This is a genomic window from Pseudarthrobacter sp. (genome assembly GCF_036675385.1).
Lineage (GTDB): Bacteria > Actinomycetota > Actinomycetes > Actinomycetales > Micrococcaceae > Arthrobacter.
This window is the reverse complement of record NZ_JAKFFD010000020.1, coordinates 1-12,760: the sequence shown is the minus strand read 5'-3', so window position 1 is coordinate 12,760 and position 12,760 is coordinate 1. Positions and strand designations below refer to the sequence as shown.

At 67.2% G+C, this 12,760-nt stretch carries 13 protein-coding genes and 1 riboswitch; of the genes, 9 read left to right on the top strand and 4 right to left on the bottom strand.

Going from position 1 to position 12,760, the window contains the following annotated elements; genetic code table 11:
* Positions 1–3: 3 nt before the first annotated feature.
* Both V6M49_RS01710 and V6M49_RS01705 read right to left on the bottom strand, forming a co-directional pair.
* A complete protein-coding gene (locus tag V6M49_RS01710; protein ID WP_058930850.1) occupies positions 4–486 on the bottom strand; it encodes a cation:proton antiporter regulatory subunit in 483 nt (160 codons plus the stop codon).
* A gap of 52 nt (positions 487–538) precedes the next feature.
* Positions 539–1,942: an MFS transporter gene (locus V6M49_RS01705; RefSeq protein WP_332759709.1), complete on the bottom strand. Its 1,404-nt coding sequence runs from the start codon at positions 1,940–1,942 to the stop codon at positions 539–541.
* A gap of 191 nt (positions 1,943–2,133) precedes the next feature.
* Here V6M49_RS01705 and V6M49_RS01700 point away from each other — a divergent pair, with 191 nt between their 5' ends.
* The 6 genes from V6M49_RS01700 to mnhG are packed head-to-tail and all read left to right on the top strand — an operon-like array spanning position 2,134 to position 8,601.
* Entirely contained in the window at positions 2,134–5,178 is a 3,045-nt protein-coding gene (locus tag V6M49_RS01700) for a Na+/H+ antiporter subunit A (RefSeq protein WP_332759707.1), read from the top strand.
* Positions 5,175–5,768 (top strand): Na(+)/H(+) antiporter subunit C, encoded by a 594-nt coding sequence (locus tag V6M49_RS01695; RefSeq protein ID WP_332759705.1) that lies wholly within the window; start codon positions 5,175–5,177, stop codon positions 5,766–5,768. The genes V6M49_RS01700 and V6M49_RS01695 overlap by 4 nt, the downstream gene beginning before the upstream one ends.
* Positions 5,765–7,372: a Na+/H+ antiporter subunit D gene (locus V6M49_RS01690; protein WP_332759703.1), complete on the top strand. Its 1,608-nt coding sequence runs from the start codon at positions 5,765–5,767 to the stop codon at positions 7,370–7,372. Before V6M49_RS01695 ends, V6M49_RS01690 begins: the two co-directional genes overlap by 4 nt.
* Positions 7,369–7,914, top strand: a complete 546-nt coding sequence (locus V6M49_RS01685; RefSeq protein WP_332759702.1) for a Na+/H+ antiporter subunit E — start codon at positions 7,369–7,371, stop codon at positions 7,912–7,914. Before V6M49_RS01690 ends, V6M49_RS01685 begins: the two co-directional genes overlap by 4 nt.
* A complete protein-coding gene (locus V6M49_RS01680) occupies positions 7,911–8,189 on the top strand; it encodes a monovalent cation/H+ antiporter complex subunit F (protein ID WP_058930856.1) in 279 nt (92 codons plus the stop codon). Before V6M49_RS01685 ends, V6M49_RS01680 begins: the two co-directional genes overlap by 4 nt.
* Positions 8,179–8,601, top strand: coding sequence for a monovalent cation/H(+) antiporter subunit G (mnhG, locus tag V6M49_RS01675; RefSeq protein WP_332759699.1), 423 nt, complete (start codon positions 8,179–8,181; stop codon positions 8,599–8,601). The genes V6M49_RS01680 and mnhG overlap by 11 nt, the downstream gene beginning before the upstream one ends.
* Positions 8,602–8,710: 109 nt before the next feature.
* Here the strand turns inward: mnhG and V6M49_RS01670 are convergent, their stop codons facing one another.
* Positions 8,711–8,974: a DUF4235 domain-containing protein gene (locus V6M49_RS01670; RefSeq protein WP_104063261.1), complete on the bottom strand. Its 264-nt coding sequence runs from the start codon at positions 8,972–8,974 to the stop codon at positions 8,711–8,713.
* A 41-nt stretch (positions 8,975–9,015) separates the two neighbouring features.
* Entirely contained in the window at positions 9,016–9,558 is a 543-nt protein-coding gene (locus V6M49_RS01665; protein WP_332759696.1) for a heme-degrading domain-containing protein, read from the bottom strand.
* 57 nt (positions 9,559–9,615) lie between these two features.
* Positions 9,616–9,757: riboswitch (TPP riboswitch) on the top strand.
* A gap of 65 nt (positions 9,758–9,822) precedes the next feature.
* Here V6M49_RS01665 and V6M49_RS01660 point away from each other — a divergent pair.
* The 3 genes from V6M49_RS01660 to V6M49_RS01650 form a co-directional block, all read left to right on the top strand.
* On the top strand, positions 9,823–10,473 hold the full coding sequence (locus tag V6M49_RS01660) for an ECF transporter S component (RefSeq protein ID WP_141138690.1): 651 nt from the start codon (positions 9,823–9,825) through the stop codon (positions 10,471–10,473).
* Positions 10,473–12,086 (top strand): ABC transporter ATP-binding protein, encoded by a 1,614-nt coding sequence (locus V6M49_RS01655; protein ID WP_332759695.1) that lies wholly within the window; start codon positions 10,473–10,475, stop codon positions 12,084–12,086. Before V6M49_RS01660 ends, V6M49_RS01655 begins: the two co-directional genes overlap by 1 nt.
* Positions 12,083–12,760: energy-coupling factor transporter transmembrane component T family protein (locus tag V6M49_RS01650; RefSeq protein ID WP_332759694.1), on the top strand; the 678-nt coding region annotated here is incomplete at its 3' end. The genes V6M49_RS01655 and V6M49_RS01650, both read left to right, overlap by 4 nt.

Here is a 12,760-nt window from a genome sequence, read left to right as displayed (position 1 = left end):
CGCTCAGCCGTTGCGCAGGATGTCGGCCGCCGAATCGAGGCCTTCTTGCGTTCCAACTGCAACGAGGAGGTCACCGGAGTGAAGTACGACGTCGGGTCCCGGCGACGGGAGCACTTCGCCTTCACGCATGATCGCCACGATCGAGACTCCGCAGCGGGTGCGGATGCAGGCCTTCCCCATGGGCTGGTTCTGGAACGGGGATTCCGGGGCGATGGAGAACTGCCGGGTCACGATGCCCGGGATCTCCCGGTGCTCTTCAGTCAGCTTCATGGCAAGGTGCTGCCCGCCCAGGAGGTTACCCAGGGTGGCGGCCTCATCGCCGGTCAGGGGAATCGACGCCTGGCAGGTGTCGGGATCGTCCCAAGTGGAAACGATGAGTTCCATCGTGCCCTCGCGCAGCTCCACGACGCCGATGCGGCGGCCGGAAGTCGTCATGAAGTCCTTCCGCCGGCCCATGCCGGGGAGGTCAGTCTCGTCCACGTTCATACCACCAGCCTAGTCTTTGCAGGCCGGTTTCGGGCTGAAGTGCCCGTTCGCGCTAGGAGGCTGGAACCACGGCGATGGCGGTCTTGTCCGGCGACTTCACCGGCAGCAGGACCAGCAGGCCGGCGAGCAGCACCACCATGATGCCCAGGATTCCCCAGCGCTGTGCCTCGCCAGGGGCCACCAGCGGAGTGGCCAGCGTGATGCACAGGGTGAACAGCGCCGGGGCCAGGAAACTGACGGCACGGCCGGTGGTGGCGTAAAGGCCGAACAGCTCGCCGGACTCGCCGTGCGGTGCCAGCCGGGCCAGGTAAGCCCGCGACGAGGACTGGGCAGGCCCCACAAACAGGCACAGGAACAGCCCGAAGACCCAGAAGGTGGTGCTGCCGGCCCACGCCGTGCCAAAGAAGATGTAGTTTTCGTTGCCGAGGACCAGGATCATGGTCCCGGCGACCAGCAGCCCCACCAGGGAACCCATGATCACGGCCTTGGGCCCTACACGATCGTCCAGGAACCCGCCGATGACGGCGCCGACGGCCGCCACGACGTTGCCGAAGATGGCGAAGAAGATGACCTGGGACAACTCGAAGCCAAACGTGCCGGCCGCGATGATCCCGCCGAACGTGAACACGGCAGCGAGGCCGTCCCGGAACACTGCGCTGGCCAGGAGGAAGTATATGGTGTGCGGGCTGGTGGCATAGATGGCCTTGATCCGGCGGATCAGCAGGCCGTAGGAGGCCAGGAAACCCAAGGGCCGGGCCCGCTCCGGGCGCGGGAGTTCCGGGACCGCGAACAGCACCGGCAGGGCGAAGATGAAGAACCACAGGGCGGAGAACACAGCCACGAGCCGGATGTTCAGGCTGTCCTCGGTGGAGGCGCCGAACCAGTCGAAGCTCGGCTGCACAAACAGCTGCAGCACAATCAGCAGGGCCACTATGCCGCCCAGGTAGCCCATGCCCCAGCCGAATCCGCTGACTTTGCCGATGTTTTTCGGTGTGGAGATCTGGGCCAGCATGGCGTTGTAGTTGACGCCGGCGAACTCAAAGAACACATTCCCCAGCGCGATCAGTGAAACGCCCAGGAGCAGGAACTCCGGCCGCGGGAACACAAAGAAGCACAGGCCCGTCAGGATGGCGACGGCGGCCGTGTTGACTCCCAGCCACAGTTTGCGGCGCCCGCCGTTGTCCGAGCGCTGCCCGGTCACCGGAGCGAGCAGCGCGATGGCGATCCCCGCAATGGCCAGTGCACCGCCAAGAACGGCCGAAGCCTGATCCTCGCCGCCGAAGGCATTGGAGGTGAGGTAGACGGTGAACACGAAGGTGGTCATTACCGCGTTGAAGGCCGCAGATCCCCAGTCCCAGGCGGCCCAGGCGAGGACCCGGCCCTTGGCGGTGGCCTGGGTTCCGGACGCGAGTTCCGATGACGGCTGCATGGCCTCAGGAGCGCTGGCGGTGTTCATAGGCTGAATCGTATCCGCCCCTGGCGAACATCGCGGTGATAGTACGCCGGACACCCGGGAGATTGCAGGGACCGCGATCCGGGGCGGGAAAAGTGTCAGTGGTGCCTTGATAAACTGTGGCCACCGAACCTGACGAATGACCGCCTGCCCTAACTTTTGACAATCGAATCCCTGACGTTGCGGAGATACCAGTGATCACAGTCCTTGCCGTGCACTTTGCGGTGGCTGCCGTGGCGCCGTTTCTCTTCCGGGCCTGGGGTCGCAACGCGTTCTACGCGCTGGCGGCTGTGCCCGCAGCGTCCTTTGTCTGGCTGCTGTTCCAGCACGGCGCCGTGTACTCGGACGCCGGCGCGGTCTCGGACGTCTTCCCGTGGATTCCCGGGCTGGATCTTGAGTTCGCCTTCCGGCTCGATCCCCTTGCCTGGGTGATGTCGCTCCTGATCCTGGGCGTCGGCGCCTTGGTGCTCGTCTATTGCGCCCGGTACTTCAGCCTCAAGGACCAGGATCTCGGAGGCTTCGGCGCCCAGTTCCTCGCCTTCGCGGGAGTAATGTTCGGCCTGGTGATCGCTGACGATCTTCTGCTGATGTTCATCTTCTGGGAACTCACCACCATCCTGTCCTACCTGCTGATCGGCTTCGCCCGCACCAGGCTGGCGGCCCGGCGTTCGGCGCTGCAGGCACTGATGGTCACCACCGCGGGCGGGCTGGCCATGCTGGTGGGCCTGATCATGCTGGGCCACAGCGCCGGCACGTACAGGATTTCGGCGATCCTGGCTCAGGCTCCCACGCTGATCAGCGGACCTTCCGGAGCAATCGTCGCCGCCGCCGTCGTACTTATCCTGGTGGGCGCCATCAGCAAGTCCGCGCTGGTTCCCTTCCACTTCTGGCTTCCCGGAGCCATGGCAGCGCCAACCCCGGTGAGCGCGTACCTCCACGCCGCGGCGATGGTGAAGGCCGGGATCTACCTGGTGGCGCGGCTCGCCCCGGGATTTTCCGACACCGCGTACTGGCAGTCCATTGTGCTGGGGCTGGGCCTTGCCACCATGCTGGTTGGCGGCTACCGGGCGCTCCGGCAGACCGACATCAAACTCATCCTGGCTTACGGCACCGTTAGCCAGCTGGGGTTCCTGACCATGGTGGTGGGGCTGGGCACTCCGGATGCGGCCCTCGCCGGCCTCGCGATGCTCCTGGCCCACGGACTGTTCAAGGCCACCCTGTTCCTGGTGGTGGGCATCATCGACCACCAGGCCGGGACCCGCGATGTGCGCCAGCTGTCCGGCGTGTTCGGGCAGTCCCGTGCGCTCGGAATAGTGGCCGGCATCGGTGCCGCCTCGATGGCAGGCGTCCCGCTGCTCGCCGGATTTGTGGCCAAGGAATCAGTGCTGGAAGCCTTTGTCCACCACGCTTCCGGCGGCGAGGCCTGGAGCCTGGTGGTGCTCGTGGGCATCGTCCTCGGGTCCGTTCTCACGTTCGCCTACAGTGCGCGCTTTATCTGGGGAGCGTTCGCGGTGAAGCCCGGGATTGAGAGGACAACGTTCAAGGCGGTCAAGCCTTCCTTCCTGGCAGCCCCGGCCGTCCTCAGCGTCCTCAGCATCGTCTACGGCCTCTGGCCGGCGTCAGTGGACGCCTGGGTCCAGCCCTACGCCGCGCTGTTCGCCTCCACCGCGTCCGACGCCGGCACACCGGCCGAGCAGGCCGGCCACCTTGCGCTGTGGCACGGTTTCACCCCCGCCCTGGGACTGACCGCCGTCACGTTTGGCCTCGGCCTGGCGATGTACTTCGGACGGAACCTGGTGGCCCGCGCGCAGTCCCGCGTTCCCGGCTGGATCGACGGCGACCGCATGTACCAGCTCACCATCGGCGCCCTGGACGACACCGCGGTCTGGATTACGGGCCGCACGCAGCGTGGTTCCCTGTACTTCTACCTCGCCGTGATCCTCACGATGGCGTTTGCGCTGCCACTGACCGCCATGGTGCTGGCGGGCAAGCCGCTGCCGGACAACCTGTACTTCATCGATCCCTACTCGCCGCTGCAGCCCGTAGTCGGGGCGGGAATTGTGATCGGCGCGCTGGCCGCGGTCAAGGCCAACAAACGGTTCCTCGCCGTGCTGATGGTGTCCGTCACCGGATACGGGATCGCCCTGATGTTCGCGCTCCAGGGCGCGCCGGACCTGGCCCTCACGCAGATGCTTGTGGAAACCATCATCCTGGTGGCCTTTGTCCTGGCCATGCGAAGCCTGCCCGCGGAACTCCGTGACCGCACCGGCGGCAAGTACCGGGTGGTCCGCGTGATTATCGGGGCGGCGTTCGGCGTCACCATGGTCTTCGCCGCCATCCACGCCATGGGCGCCCGGGTGGCCGTCCCCGTGTCCCTGGAATTCCCGCGCCTTGCCTATGAAGGCGGCGGCGGGCTGAACATCGTCAACGTGACCCTGGTGGACATCCGCGCCTGGGACACTTTCGGTGAAATATCCGTCCTTGCACTGGCTGCCACGGGTGTTGCCAGCCTCATCTTCGTCCGCGGCCGCGGCGACCGGACCAGGGTCTCTGCAACTATTGCCGAGGGCAGCGTAGGCCGCCAGGTCGCAGTGGATCCCGGGTCGCGGGAAGCCGCGGCCCTGGCCATCAGCCGCAAATTCGCCGCCTCCGCCCGGGATGCCTGGATCGTGGCGGGGCGCACGCTGGCACCGGAACGGCGTTCCATCATCTTTGAAGTGGTCACGCGGCTGATCTTCCACTCCCTGATCATCTTCTCGCTTTACCTCCTCCTGGCCGGCCACAACCTGCCCGGCGGCGGCTTCGCCGGCGGCCTGACTGCCGGACTTGCCCTGGCCATCCGCTACCTGGCCGGCGGCCGGTTCGAACTGCGCGAGGCCACGCCCGTGGGCGCCGGAACCCTGCTGGGGATCGGGCTCGCCACTGCGGCGGCGTCCGGTGTGGTGCCGCTGCTGCTGGGCGGCCAGGTATTCCAGACCGCCATCATCGAACTCTGGCTGCCGGTGTTCGGGGACATCAAGTTCGTTACGTCCACCATCTTCGACATCGGCGTCTACATTGTGGTGATCGGCCTGGTGCTGGACGTCCTCCGCAGCCTGGGCTCCGAGATCGACGAACACTTTGAAGAGCAGAGAACTGCGCCCGCCGAGGACGCGCCAGACGACGACGCCCCTGCGACTGCCCAGGTGCGGGAACCCGTGGGCGTCCCCGCCGAAACCACTGCGAGGGGCCGAGGATGAGCGTCAACCTGACCCTGCTGACCGTGATGGGTGCCCTGTATGCGTGCGGCATCTACCTAATCCTGGAACGCAGCCTCACCCGCGTCCTGCTCGGGCTGATGCTGCTGGCGAACGCCACTAACCTGTTGATCCTGGCCACCGGCGGCTATGCCGGCCTGGCACCCCTGTACAGCAAGGACACCGGCGCGCATGAGTACGCGGACCCGCTGCCACAGGCCCTGATCCTCACGTCGATCGTGATCTCCTTCGCCGTGACGGCCTTTATGCTCGGCATCATCTACCGCACGTGGGTCCTGGCCCGCCAGGACGAGATCCAGGACGACGTCGAGGACCTCCGCGTCGCCGAGACCCCCCGCTTCGACGCGGAGGACGACGCGCCGATCCCGGCCGAGACTTCCGAGTTTCCCCTGACCATGCTGGGCGGCGACGGGAGCACGGTCTCGGACCACCCCACGGCAGCGGACGGCCCGGAAGGGGCCGGGGGTTCCGTCACGGCCGGTGCCAAGAAGATTCCTGCCGCGGATGCCGCCGCCGAAGAGCAACCCGGCTCGCGGAACGTAACCCCTGGTCCCGAAGGAGGTGTGAAGTGAACATCGCAAGCTTTGCCCCGCTCGCCGTCGTACTTCCCATCCTCGGTGCCGCCCTGGCCTTCCTGCTGATCCGGCACTCCCGCGCCCAGCGCGCGGTCAGCATCGGCGTGCTGTCCCTGACCCTCCTGCTGGAGTGCCTGCTGCTGGCCTCCGTGTGGGACGGCGGAACGGCCGCCGTGACCATCGGTGGCTGGCTGCCGCCGTGGGGCATCACCATGGTGGTGGACCAGTTCTCGTCCCTCATGCTCGTGGTGTCGTCGGCCATTAGCCTCGCTGTGTTGGTCTACGCCACGGGGCAGGGCATGGCCGACGGCGACCAGGACGCGCCGGTGTCGATCTTCCACCCCACCTACCTGATCCTGGTGGCCGGGGTCTCCAACGCGTTCCTGTCCGGGGACCTGTTCAACCTGTACGTCGGCTTCGAGATCCTGCTGACGGCAAGCTATGTGCTGATGACACTGGGCGGGACCGGCCCCCGCATCCGCGCCGGCGTCACCTACGTGGTGGTCTCCGTAGTGTCCTCGGTGCTGTTCCTGATCTCCATCGCCATGGTCTACGGCGCCACCGGAACCGTGAACATGGCCGACCTCGCCATCAAGCTCGCGGACCTGGACGAGGGAACCCGGACCCTGCTGCACGTGATGCTCCTGGTGGCCTTCGGCATCAAGGCGGCCGTGTTCCCGCTCTCGTTCTGGCTGCCTGACTCCTACCCCACGGCGCCCGCGCCGGTCACCGCCGTGTTCGCCGGCCTGCTGACCAAAGTGGGCGTCTACGCGATGGTGCGCACGGAGACCCTGCTCTTCCCCGGGGACAGCCTGAACACCCCGCTGATGGTGGCGGCGCTGCTGACGATGGTGGTGGGAATCCTCGGCGCCTTGGCCCAGAGCGACATCAAACGTCTGTTGTCCTTCACCCTGGTCAGCCACATCGGCTACATGGTGTTCGGCCTGGCTATGTCCTCGGTGGCCGGGCTGGGCGCCGCCGTGTTCTACGTGGCCCACCACATCACCATCCAGACCAGCCTCTTCCTGGTTACGGGCCTGATCGAGCGCCGCGGCGGCAGCTCCTCCGTGGACCGGCTGGCAGGCCTCGCCAAGCTGTCACCCATCCTGGCCCTGCTGTTCTTTATCCCCGCCATGAACCTGGCCGGGATCCCGCCGTTCTCCGGTTTCCTGGGGAAAGTGGGGCTCATCCAGGCGGGCATCGAACTGGGCACGCCCCTGGCCTACGCCCTGGTGATCGGCGGCGTGGTCACCAGCCTCCTGACGCTGCTGGCCGTTGCGAGGGTCTGGAACCGCGCCTTCTGGCGCAAGCCCTCGGACGCCGAGCACCCGGACCCCGTCCTGCTGGCCGAGCCGGAGGATTCGGATACGGGCAGCCGGGCCGGCCGCAAAAACGTCACGCTGCTGCCCCGCACCATGGTGGGGTCAACCCTGGGCCTGGTGGTCCTGGGCGTGTCACTCACTGTTTTTGCGGGCCCGTTGTTCACTGTCTCGGACCAGGCCGCCCACGAAATGCTGGACCGGTCCGCCTACATCCAGGCCGTGCTGGGCGAGGACACGGACGTTCCCCCGCTGGCCCTGAAAGACGGTGGGGGCAAATGAGCCGCCGCCGGATTTCCCTCCGCCAGGAACTGCCCCTGCTGGTATGGCTGGTGATTGTCTGGGGCGCCCTGTGGCAGGACTTCAGCCCCGGCAACTTGCTCTTCGGCGCGTTGCTGGCCGTGCTCGTGGCCCGGATCTTCTACCTGCCGCCGGTGGAACTCAGCGGCAGGTTCAACATTCTTTATGCAGTGCCATTTGCCCTGCGTTTCCTGGGCAGGGTGGCGGCAGCCAGCGTTGAGGTGATGTACTTGGCGGCTGTCCGCGGCCCGCGGGTCATCAACGCCGTCGTCGCGGTGCCGTTGCGGAGCCACCAGGATCTGATGGTCACCGCCACCGGGCACGTGATTTCGCTGATCCCGGGCTCGCTGGTGGTGGAAGTGGACCGGTCAACGTCCACCCTGTACCTCCACGCGCTCAATGTCAGCAGCCCCGAAGAAGTGGAAGGCCTGCGCAAGGAAGTCCGCTCCATCGAAGCGGGCCTGATCAGGATCATGGGCACCCGCGAAGAACTCGAAGCAATCCGGCAGGAGGCCGCAGCATGATGCAGACCGTCCTGGCTGTCACCGCAGTCATTCTTTCGCTGGCAGCGGCGGGAGCCATCATCAGGATCTCCCGCGGCCCGTCGCTGCTGGACAGGGTGCTGGCCTCCGACGTACTGCTCGCTATCCTCGGTGCGGCCCTGTGCATCGACATGGCCGTCAACCGGCACCTGAACAACCTGATGCTGCTGGTGGCGCTGTCCGTGGTCGGCTTCATCGGGTCGGTGACCGTGGCGCGCTACGTGGCCGACCGGCGGGAGCAAGCCAATGAATCCTGAGGCCAGCGTGGTTGATAACGTCATCGATGCCGTGTCGGCGGTGTTCCTGGTGGTGGGTGCCGTCATGTCGCTCGCCGCCGCCGTGGGCCTGCTCCGCTTCCCGGACCTGCTGAGCCGCATGCATGCGGCCACCAAGCCCCAGGTGCTGGGGCTGTTCCTGCTCCTGGCGGCCATCGGCCTGCAGCTGCGCACGTGGTGGGTGTGGCCGGTGCTGCTGGTGGCCTGGATTTTCCAGCTGCTGACGGTGCCGGTTTCCGCCCATATGGTGGGCCGCGCCGGTTACCGCACCAAACACCTGCACCGTGAGCTGCTCAGCTCCGATGAACTCGAAGCCGTGGTTCAGAAGGCGGCCCAATCGGCCCGGGATGAATCGTCCAGGGATGAAGCGTCCGACGGCGGCCGGCGGGACTGAGCGACACGCGCAGCCCCAGCGTCCCGTGTGAGTTTTTGTCCAGATCATCGGGTATCTCGGCCGGTTTGAACCGATTATCTGGACAAGAACTCAGGGGCTGGTGGTGCGGTTAGACGATGTCCTGGGACTTGGCGAAGCGGGTGATGGCCCGCTGGGTGCCGCGGTTGGCGAGCACCTGGATGATGGTGCTGACCGAGGCCGAAATGAGCGCGAACGTCAGGGCCGAGCGCAGGGTGGTGGGAGTGTCTTCGTCCTTGCCGGTGGGAGGCTTCCGGCCGGTGGACTTTTCCCACACGGTATTGACCACCTTGGTGCCGACGAACCCGGCGCCGATGCTGATTGCAGTGCCGAGCAGCTTGATGAACAGGTTCATTCGTTGAACTCCTTGTGAGCGGATCCGGGACTTCCTTTAGCCTAACCCGGCTGCATGGACTCCAGAATCTCCCGCAGGGCTTCCACCACCAGATCGTGGTCCTGCTGCTGGGGCAGGCCCGAGACCGTCACCGTGGCCACTGCACCCACACCGGCGACGTAGACCGGGAAGCAGCCGCCGTGCGGGGCGTAGGTGGACTCGTCGAACCAGCCGTGGTCCTCGATCCGGCCGCCGTGCAGCCTGCCGCGCAGGCCCACCAGCAGCGACGGGATCTCATACCTGGCGGCGGTGCGCTGCTTGGCCCGGATCCAGTGCTCGTTGTCGGGGGTGGCGCCGTCCAGGGCAACATGGAAAAGGACCTTCTCGCCCTTGGTGATGTCGATCGCGATAGGCAGCCGGCGCGATTTGCCCAGCTCCACCAGGAGCAGCCCGAGGTTGAGGGAGTCGTCCTTGCTGAAATGCGGAAACTGCAGCTCGTTGATCTCGGCTTCGACCCGGGCAATCAGGGCCTCAAGCAGCCCCGCCGGCTGGGGCACCGTCGAATCAGGATTGAACGCAGTCACAGTCGGGTTGTTGGCAGTCATGGCCCACAATCTACCCCGCCCGCGGTGTAAACTGGAGCACGCCCATCAGGGCAGATTTATTTACGACAGGGGAGCGCCGCCGTCGGACATCACTGGCATTGCCAGGGAACCGCAGGTGGGCGCTGAGAGTGCGGACAGCCGCAGACCCTCGAACCTGATCCGGTTAGTACCGGCGCAAGGGAGTCGAGTTCTCGAAGTGTCCGGAAACGGCGGCAGCGCCGCACGCCGGGGCACTTTCCCCTCCTGTTCCTCAGGAGGACCAAAATGACAACTGCAGCAATCAAAAAACCCGGCAATACCTGGCGCGTTGTGGACATCGTGGTGGCGGCACTCATCGCCATCACCGGCGGCGTGATCTTCTGGGCCTGGTCCCAGGGCGCCGGCATCGTCTCCGCCCCCATGAACGCCGTTTACCCCCCGCTGACCGGCCTGATCGCCGGCGGCTGGATGATCCCGGCAGTGCTGGGCATGCTCATCATCCGCAAACCCGGCGCGGCGCTCTTCTGCGAAGCGGTGGCCGCCACCGGCGAACTCATCATGGGCTCGCAGTACGGCGCCACCGTGCTGATCTCCGGACTCCTCCAGGGCCTGGGCGCCGAGCTGGTGTTCTTCCTGCTGGTGTACGGCAACTTCCGGTTCAAGTCCTTCCTGCACCAGAAGTACAACCTCATCGCCGCGCTGCTGGCCGGTGCCGGCGCGGGCCTGTTCTGCGGCCTCAATGACTCATTCCTGCCGTGGGGCTGGAACATCGCCTACGAGCCCGGCGACAAGCTCGCGTACATCGTGTTCTGCACCATCTCCGGCGCGGTGATTGCGGGCGCACTGTCCTGGATCGCCACCCGCGGCCTGGCCAGGACCGGTGTGCTGAGCTCGTTCGCGTCCCGGAAGGCAGCGTCGGAGCCCGTCTTCAACTGATGACCGCTTCCGACGCCGGCGCTTACGGAGTACGCCCCGCCGCGGTGTCCGCCCGTGGCTGGGGCTGGCGGCATGCCGGACGTTCCGCCCCCGCCGTCCGGGGGCTCGACCTCGACATCGCTCCCGGCGAGCGGGTGCTGCTGCTGGGCCCGTCGGGCGCGGGCAAGTCAACGCTGCTGCATGCGCTCGCAGGGGTGCTGGGGGATGAAGAGGACGACGCCGACGAAACCGGTTCGCTGCTGATCGACGGTGTGGTGCCCCGCGGGCAGCGCGGCCGCTCGGGCCTGATGCAGCAGGATCCGGAAACGCAGGTTGTTCTGTCGCGCCTGGGTGACGACGTCGCCTTCGGCGCCGAGAACCTCGCCGTTCCACGGGGCGAGATCTGGCGGCGCGTCCATGAAGCGCTCGACGACGTCGGGCTGCGAAGTGCCGGGGGCGGCGGTTTGAACGCCGACGGCGGCGCTGGTGCGGGCAGGCTCCCGCTGGACCACCCGACGTCGGCCCTGTCCGGCGGGCAGAAGCAGCGCCTGGCGCTGGCCGGGATCCTCGCGATGCGGCCCGGGCTGATCCTGCTGGATGAGCCCACCGCGAACCTGGATCCCGCCGGCGTGCTGGAAGTCCGCGACGCCGTGGGCCGCTGCCTGGACAAAACCGGTGCCACCCTCGTTGTGGTGGAACACCGCGTGTCCGTCTGGAAGGACCTGGTGGACCGGATTGTGGTGCTGCAGCCGGGCTCGGCAGCGGGTTCCGCTGCTTCCTCCGCTACGTCCGCAGTCCTGCTGGACGGGCCGCCGGACCAGGTGCTCGCGGAGGCACGGGACATGCTGATCGGCGCAGGCGTCTGGGTGCCGGGCTATGTTCCGGCAACCCGCCGCCGCGTGTCCGCAGGCTCAGGTGACCTGCTGCTGGCGGCCGAGGACCTGGCCGTCTCCCGCGAGCGTCCGCGGCGTCGCGGCTTGCGGACCATCCCGCCCGTACCGGTGCAGCTGGGCATCACGGCCCAGGTCCGTTCCGGCCAGGCACTCACCGTCACGGGGCCCAACGGCGCCGGCAAGTCAACGTTTGCGCTGACGCTCGCCGGGCTTCTGGCGCCGGTGGCGGGGAAGGTGTCCGCCGCCGTCGAGCTTTCCGAGGGGGCCGGGATCGATCCCTTCAAATGGAAAGCCAACCAGCTGATTTCCCGCATCGGAACCGTGTTCCAGGAGCCTGAGCACCAATTCGTGACCGGCCGCGTGCTGGACGAGCTGATGTTCGGCCCGCGGCACCTGGGGCATGGCGAGGAGCGGGTTGATGAGCTGCTGGAACGGCTGCGCCTGACGCACCTGGTGGACGCCAATCCGTACACGCTCTCGGGAGGCGAAAAGCGGCGCCTCTCGGTGGCCACTGTCCTCGCGGCCCACCCTCGCGTGCTGGTCCTCGACGAGCCGACGTTCGGCCAGGATGCCAACACCTGGGCCGAGCTCGCCTCGTTCCTCTCAGAACTGCTCGACGCCGGGACCTCCGTGGTTTCCGTGACCCACGACCAGGAATTCAGCGCCGTCCTGGGCGGGGCCGAACTGCGGCTCGGCCCGGCATCGCGCGGCGGCGCCCGCCAGGAAGCAGGTGCGGCATGAGGGATGCCCTGACCCTCCGCGGCAACCACGCGCTGCTGACGCGCGCCAACCCGCTGGCCAAGTTCGCCGTCGTCTTCCTCATCACCCTGGTGCTGGCGCTCTCCATCGACTGGGTGTCCGCCTCGGTGGCGCTTGCGGCCGAGCTGGCGCTCTTTCCGCTGGCCGGCCTCACCCTGCGCCTGCTGTGGCAGCGCGGCTGGCCGCTCATCATCGCGGCAGCCCTGGGCGGCTGGAGCACGGCGATCGTCGCGGCGGACAGCGGCGCTGTACTGCTCGACGTCGGGATCTGGTCGATCAGCGAGGGTTCCCTCCAGCTGGGAATCGGCTTTATGCTGCGCGGCCTCGCGATTGCCCTGCCAGCGATCCTGCTTATGACCTGCACGGACCCCACCGACCTCGCCGATGCGCTGGCCCAGAAGGCCCGGCTGCCGCACCGGTTTGTCCTCGGCACGCTGGCCGCGATGCGCCTGGTGGGACTCATGGCCGAGGAATGGCAGACCATCGGCATGGCGCGGCGGGCCCGCGGCGTCGGCTCGCAGGGCAGCCCGCTGCAACGGCTGCGGGCCACCCTCGGGCAGAGCTTCGGGCTCCTGGTCCAGGCCATCCGCCGGGCGTCCCGGCTGGCCATCACCATGGAAGCGCGCGGTTTCGGCACCGGGCAGCGGACGTGGGCG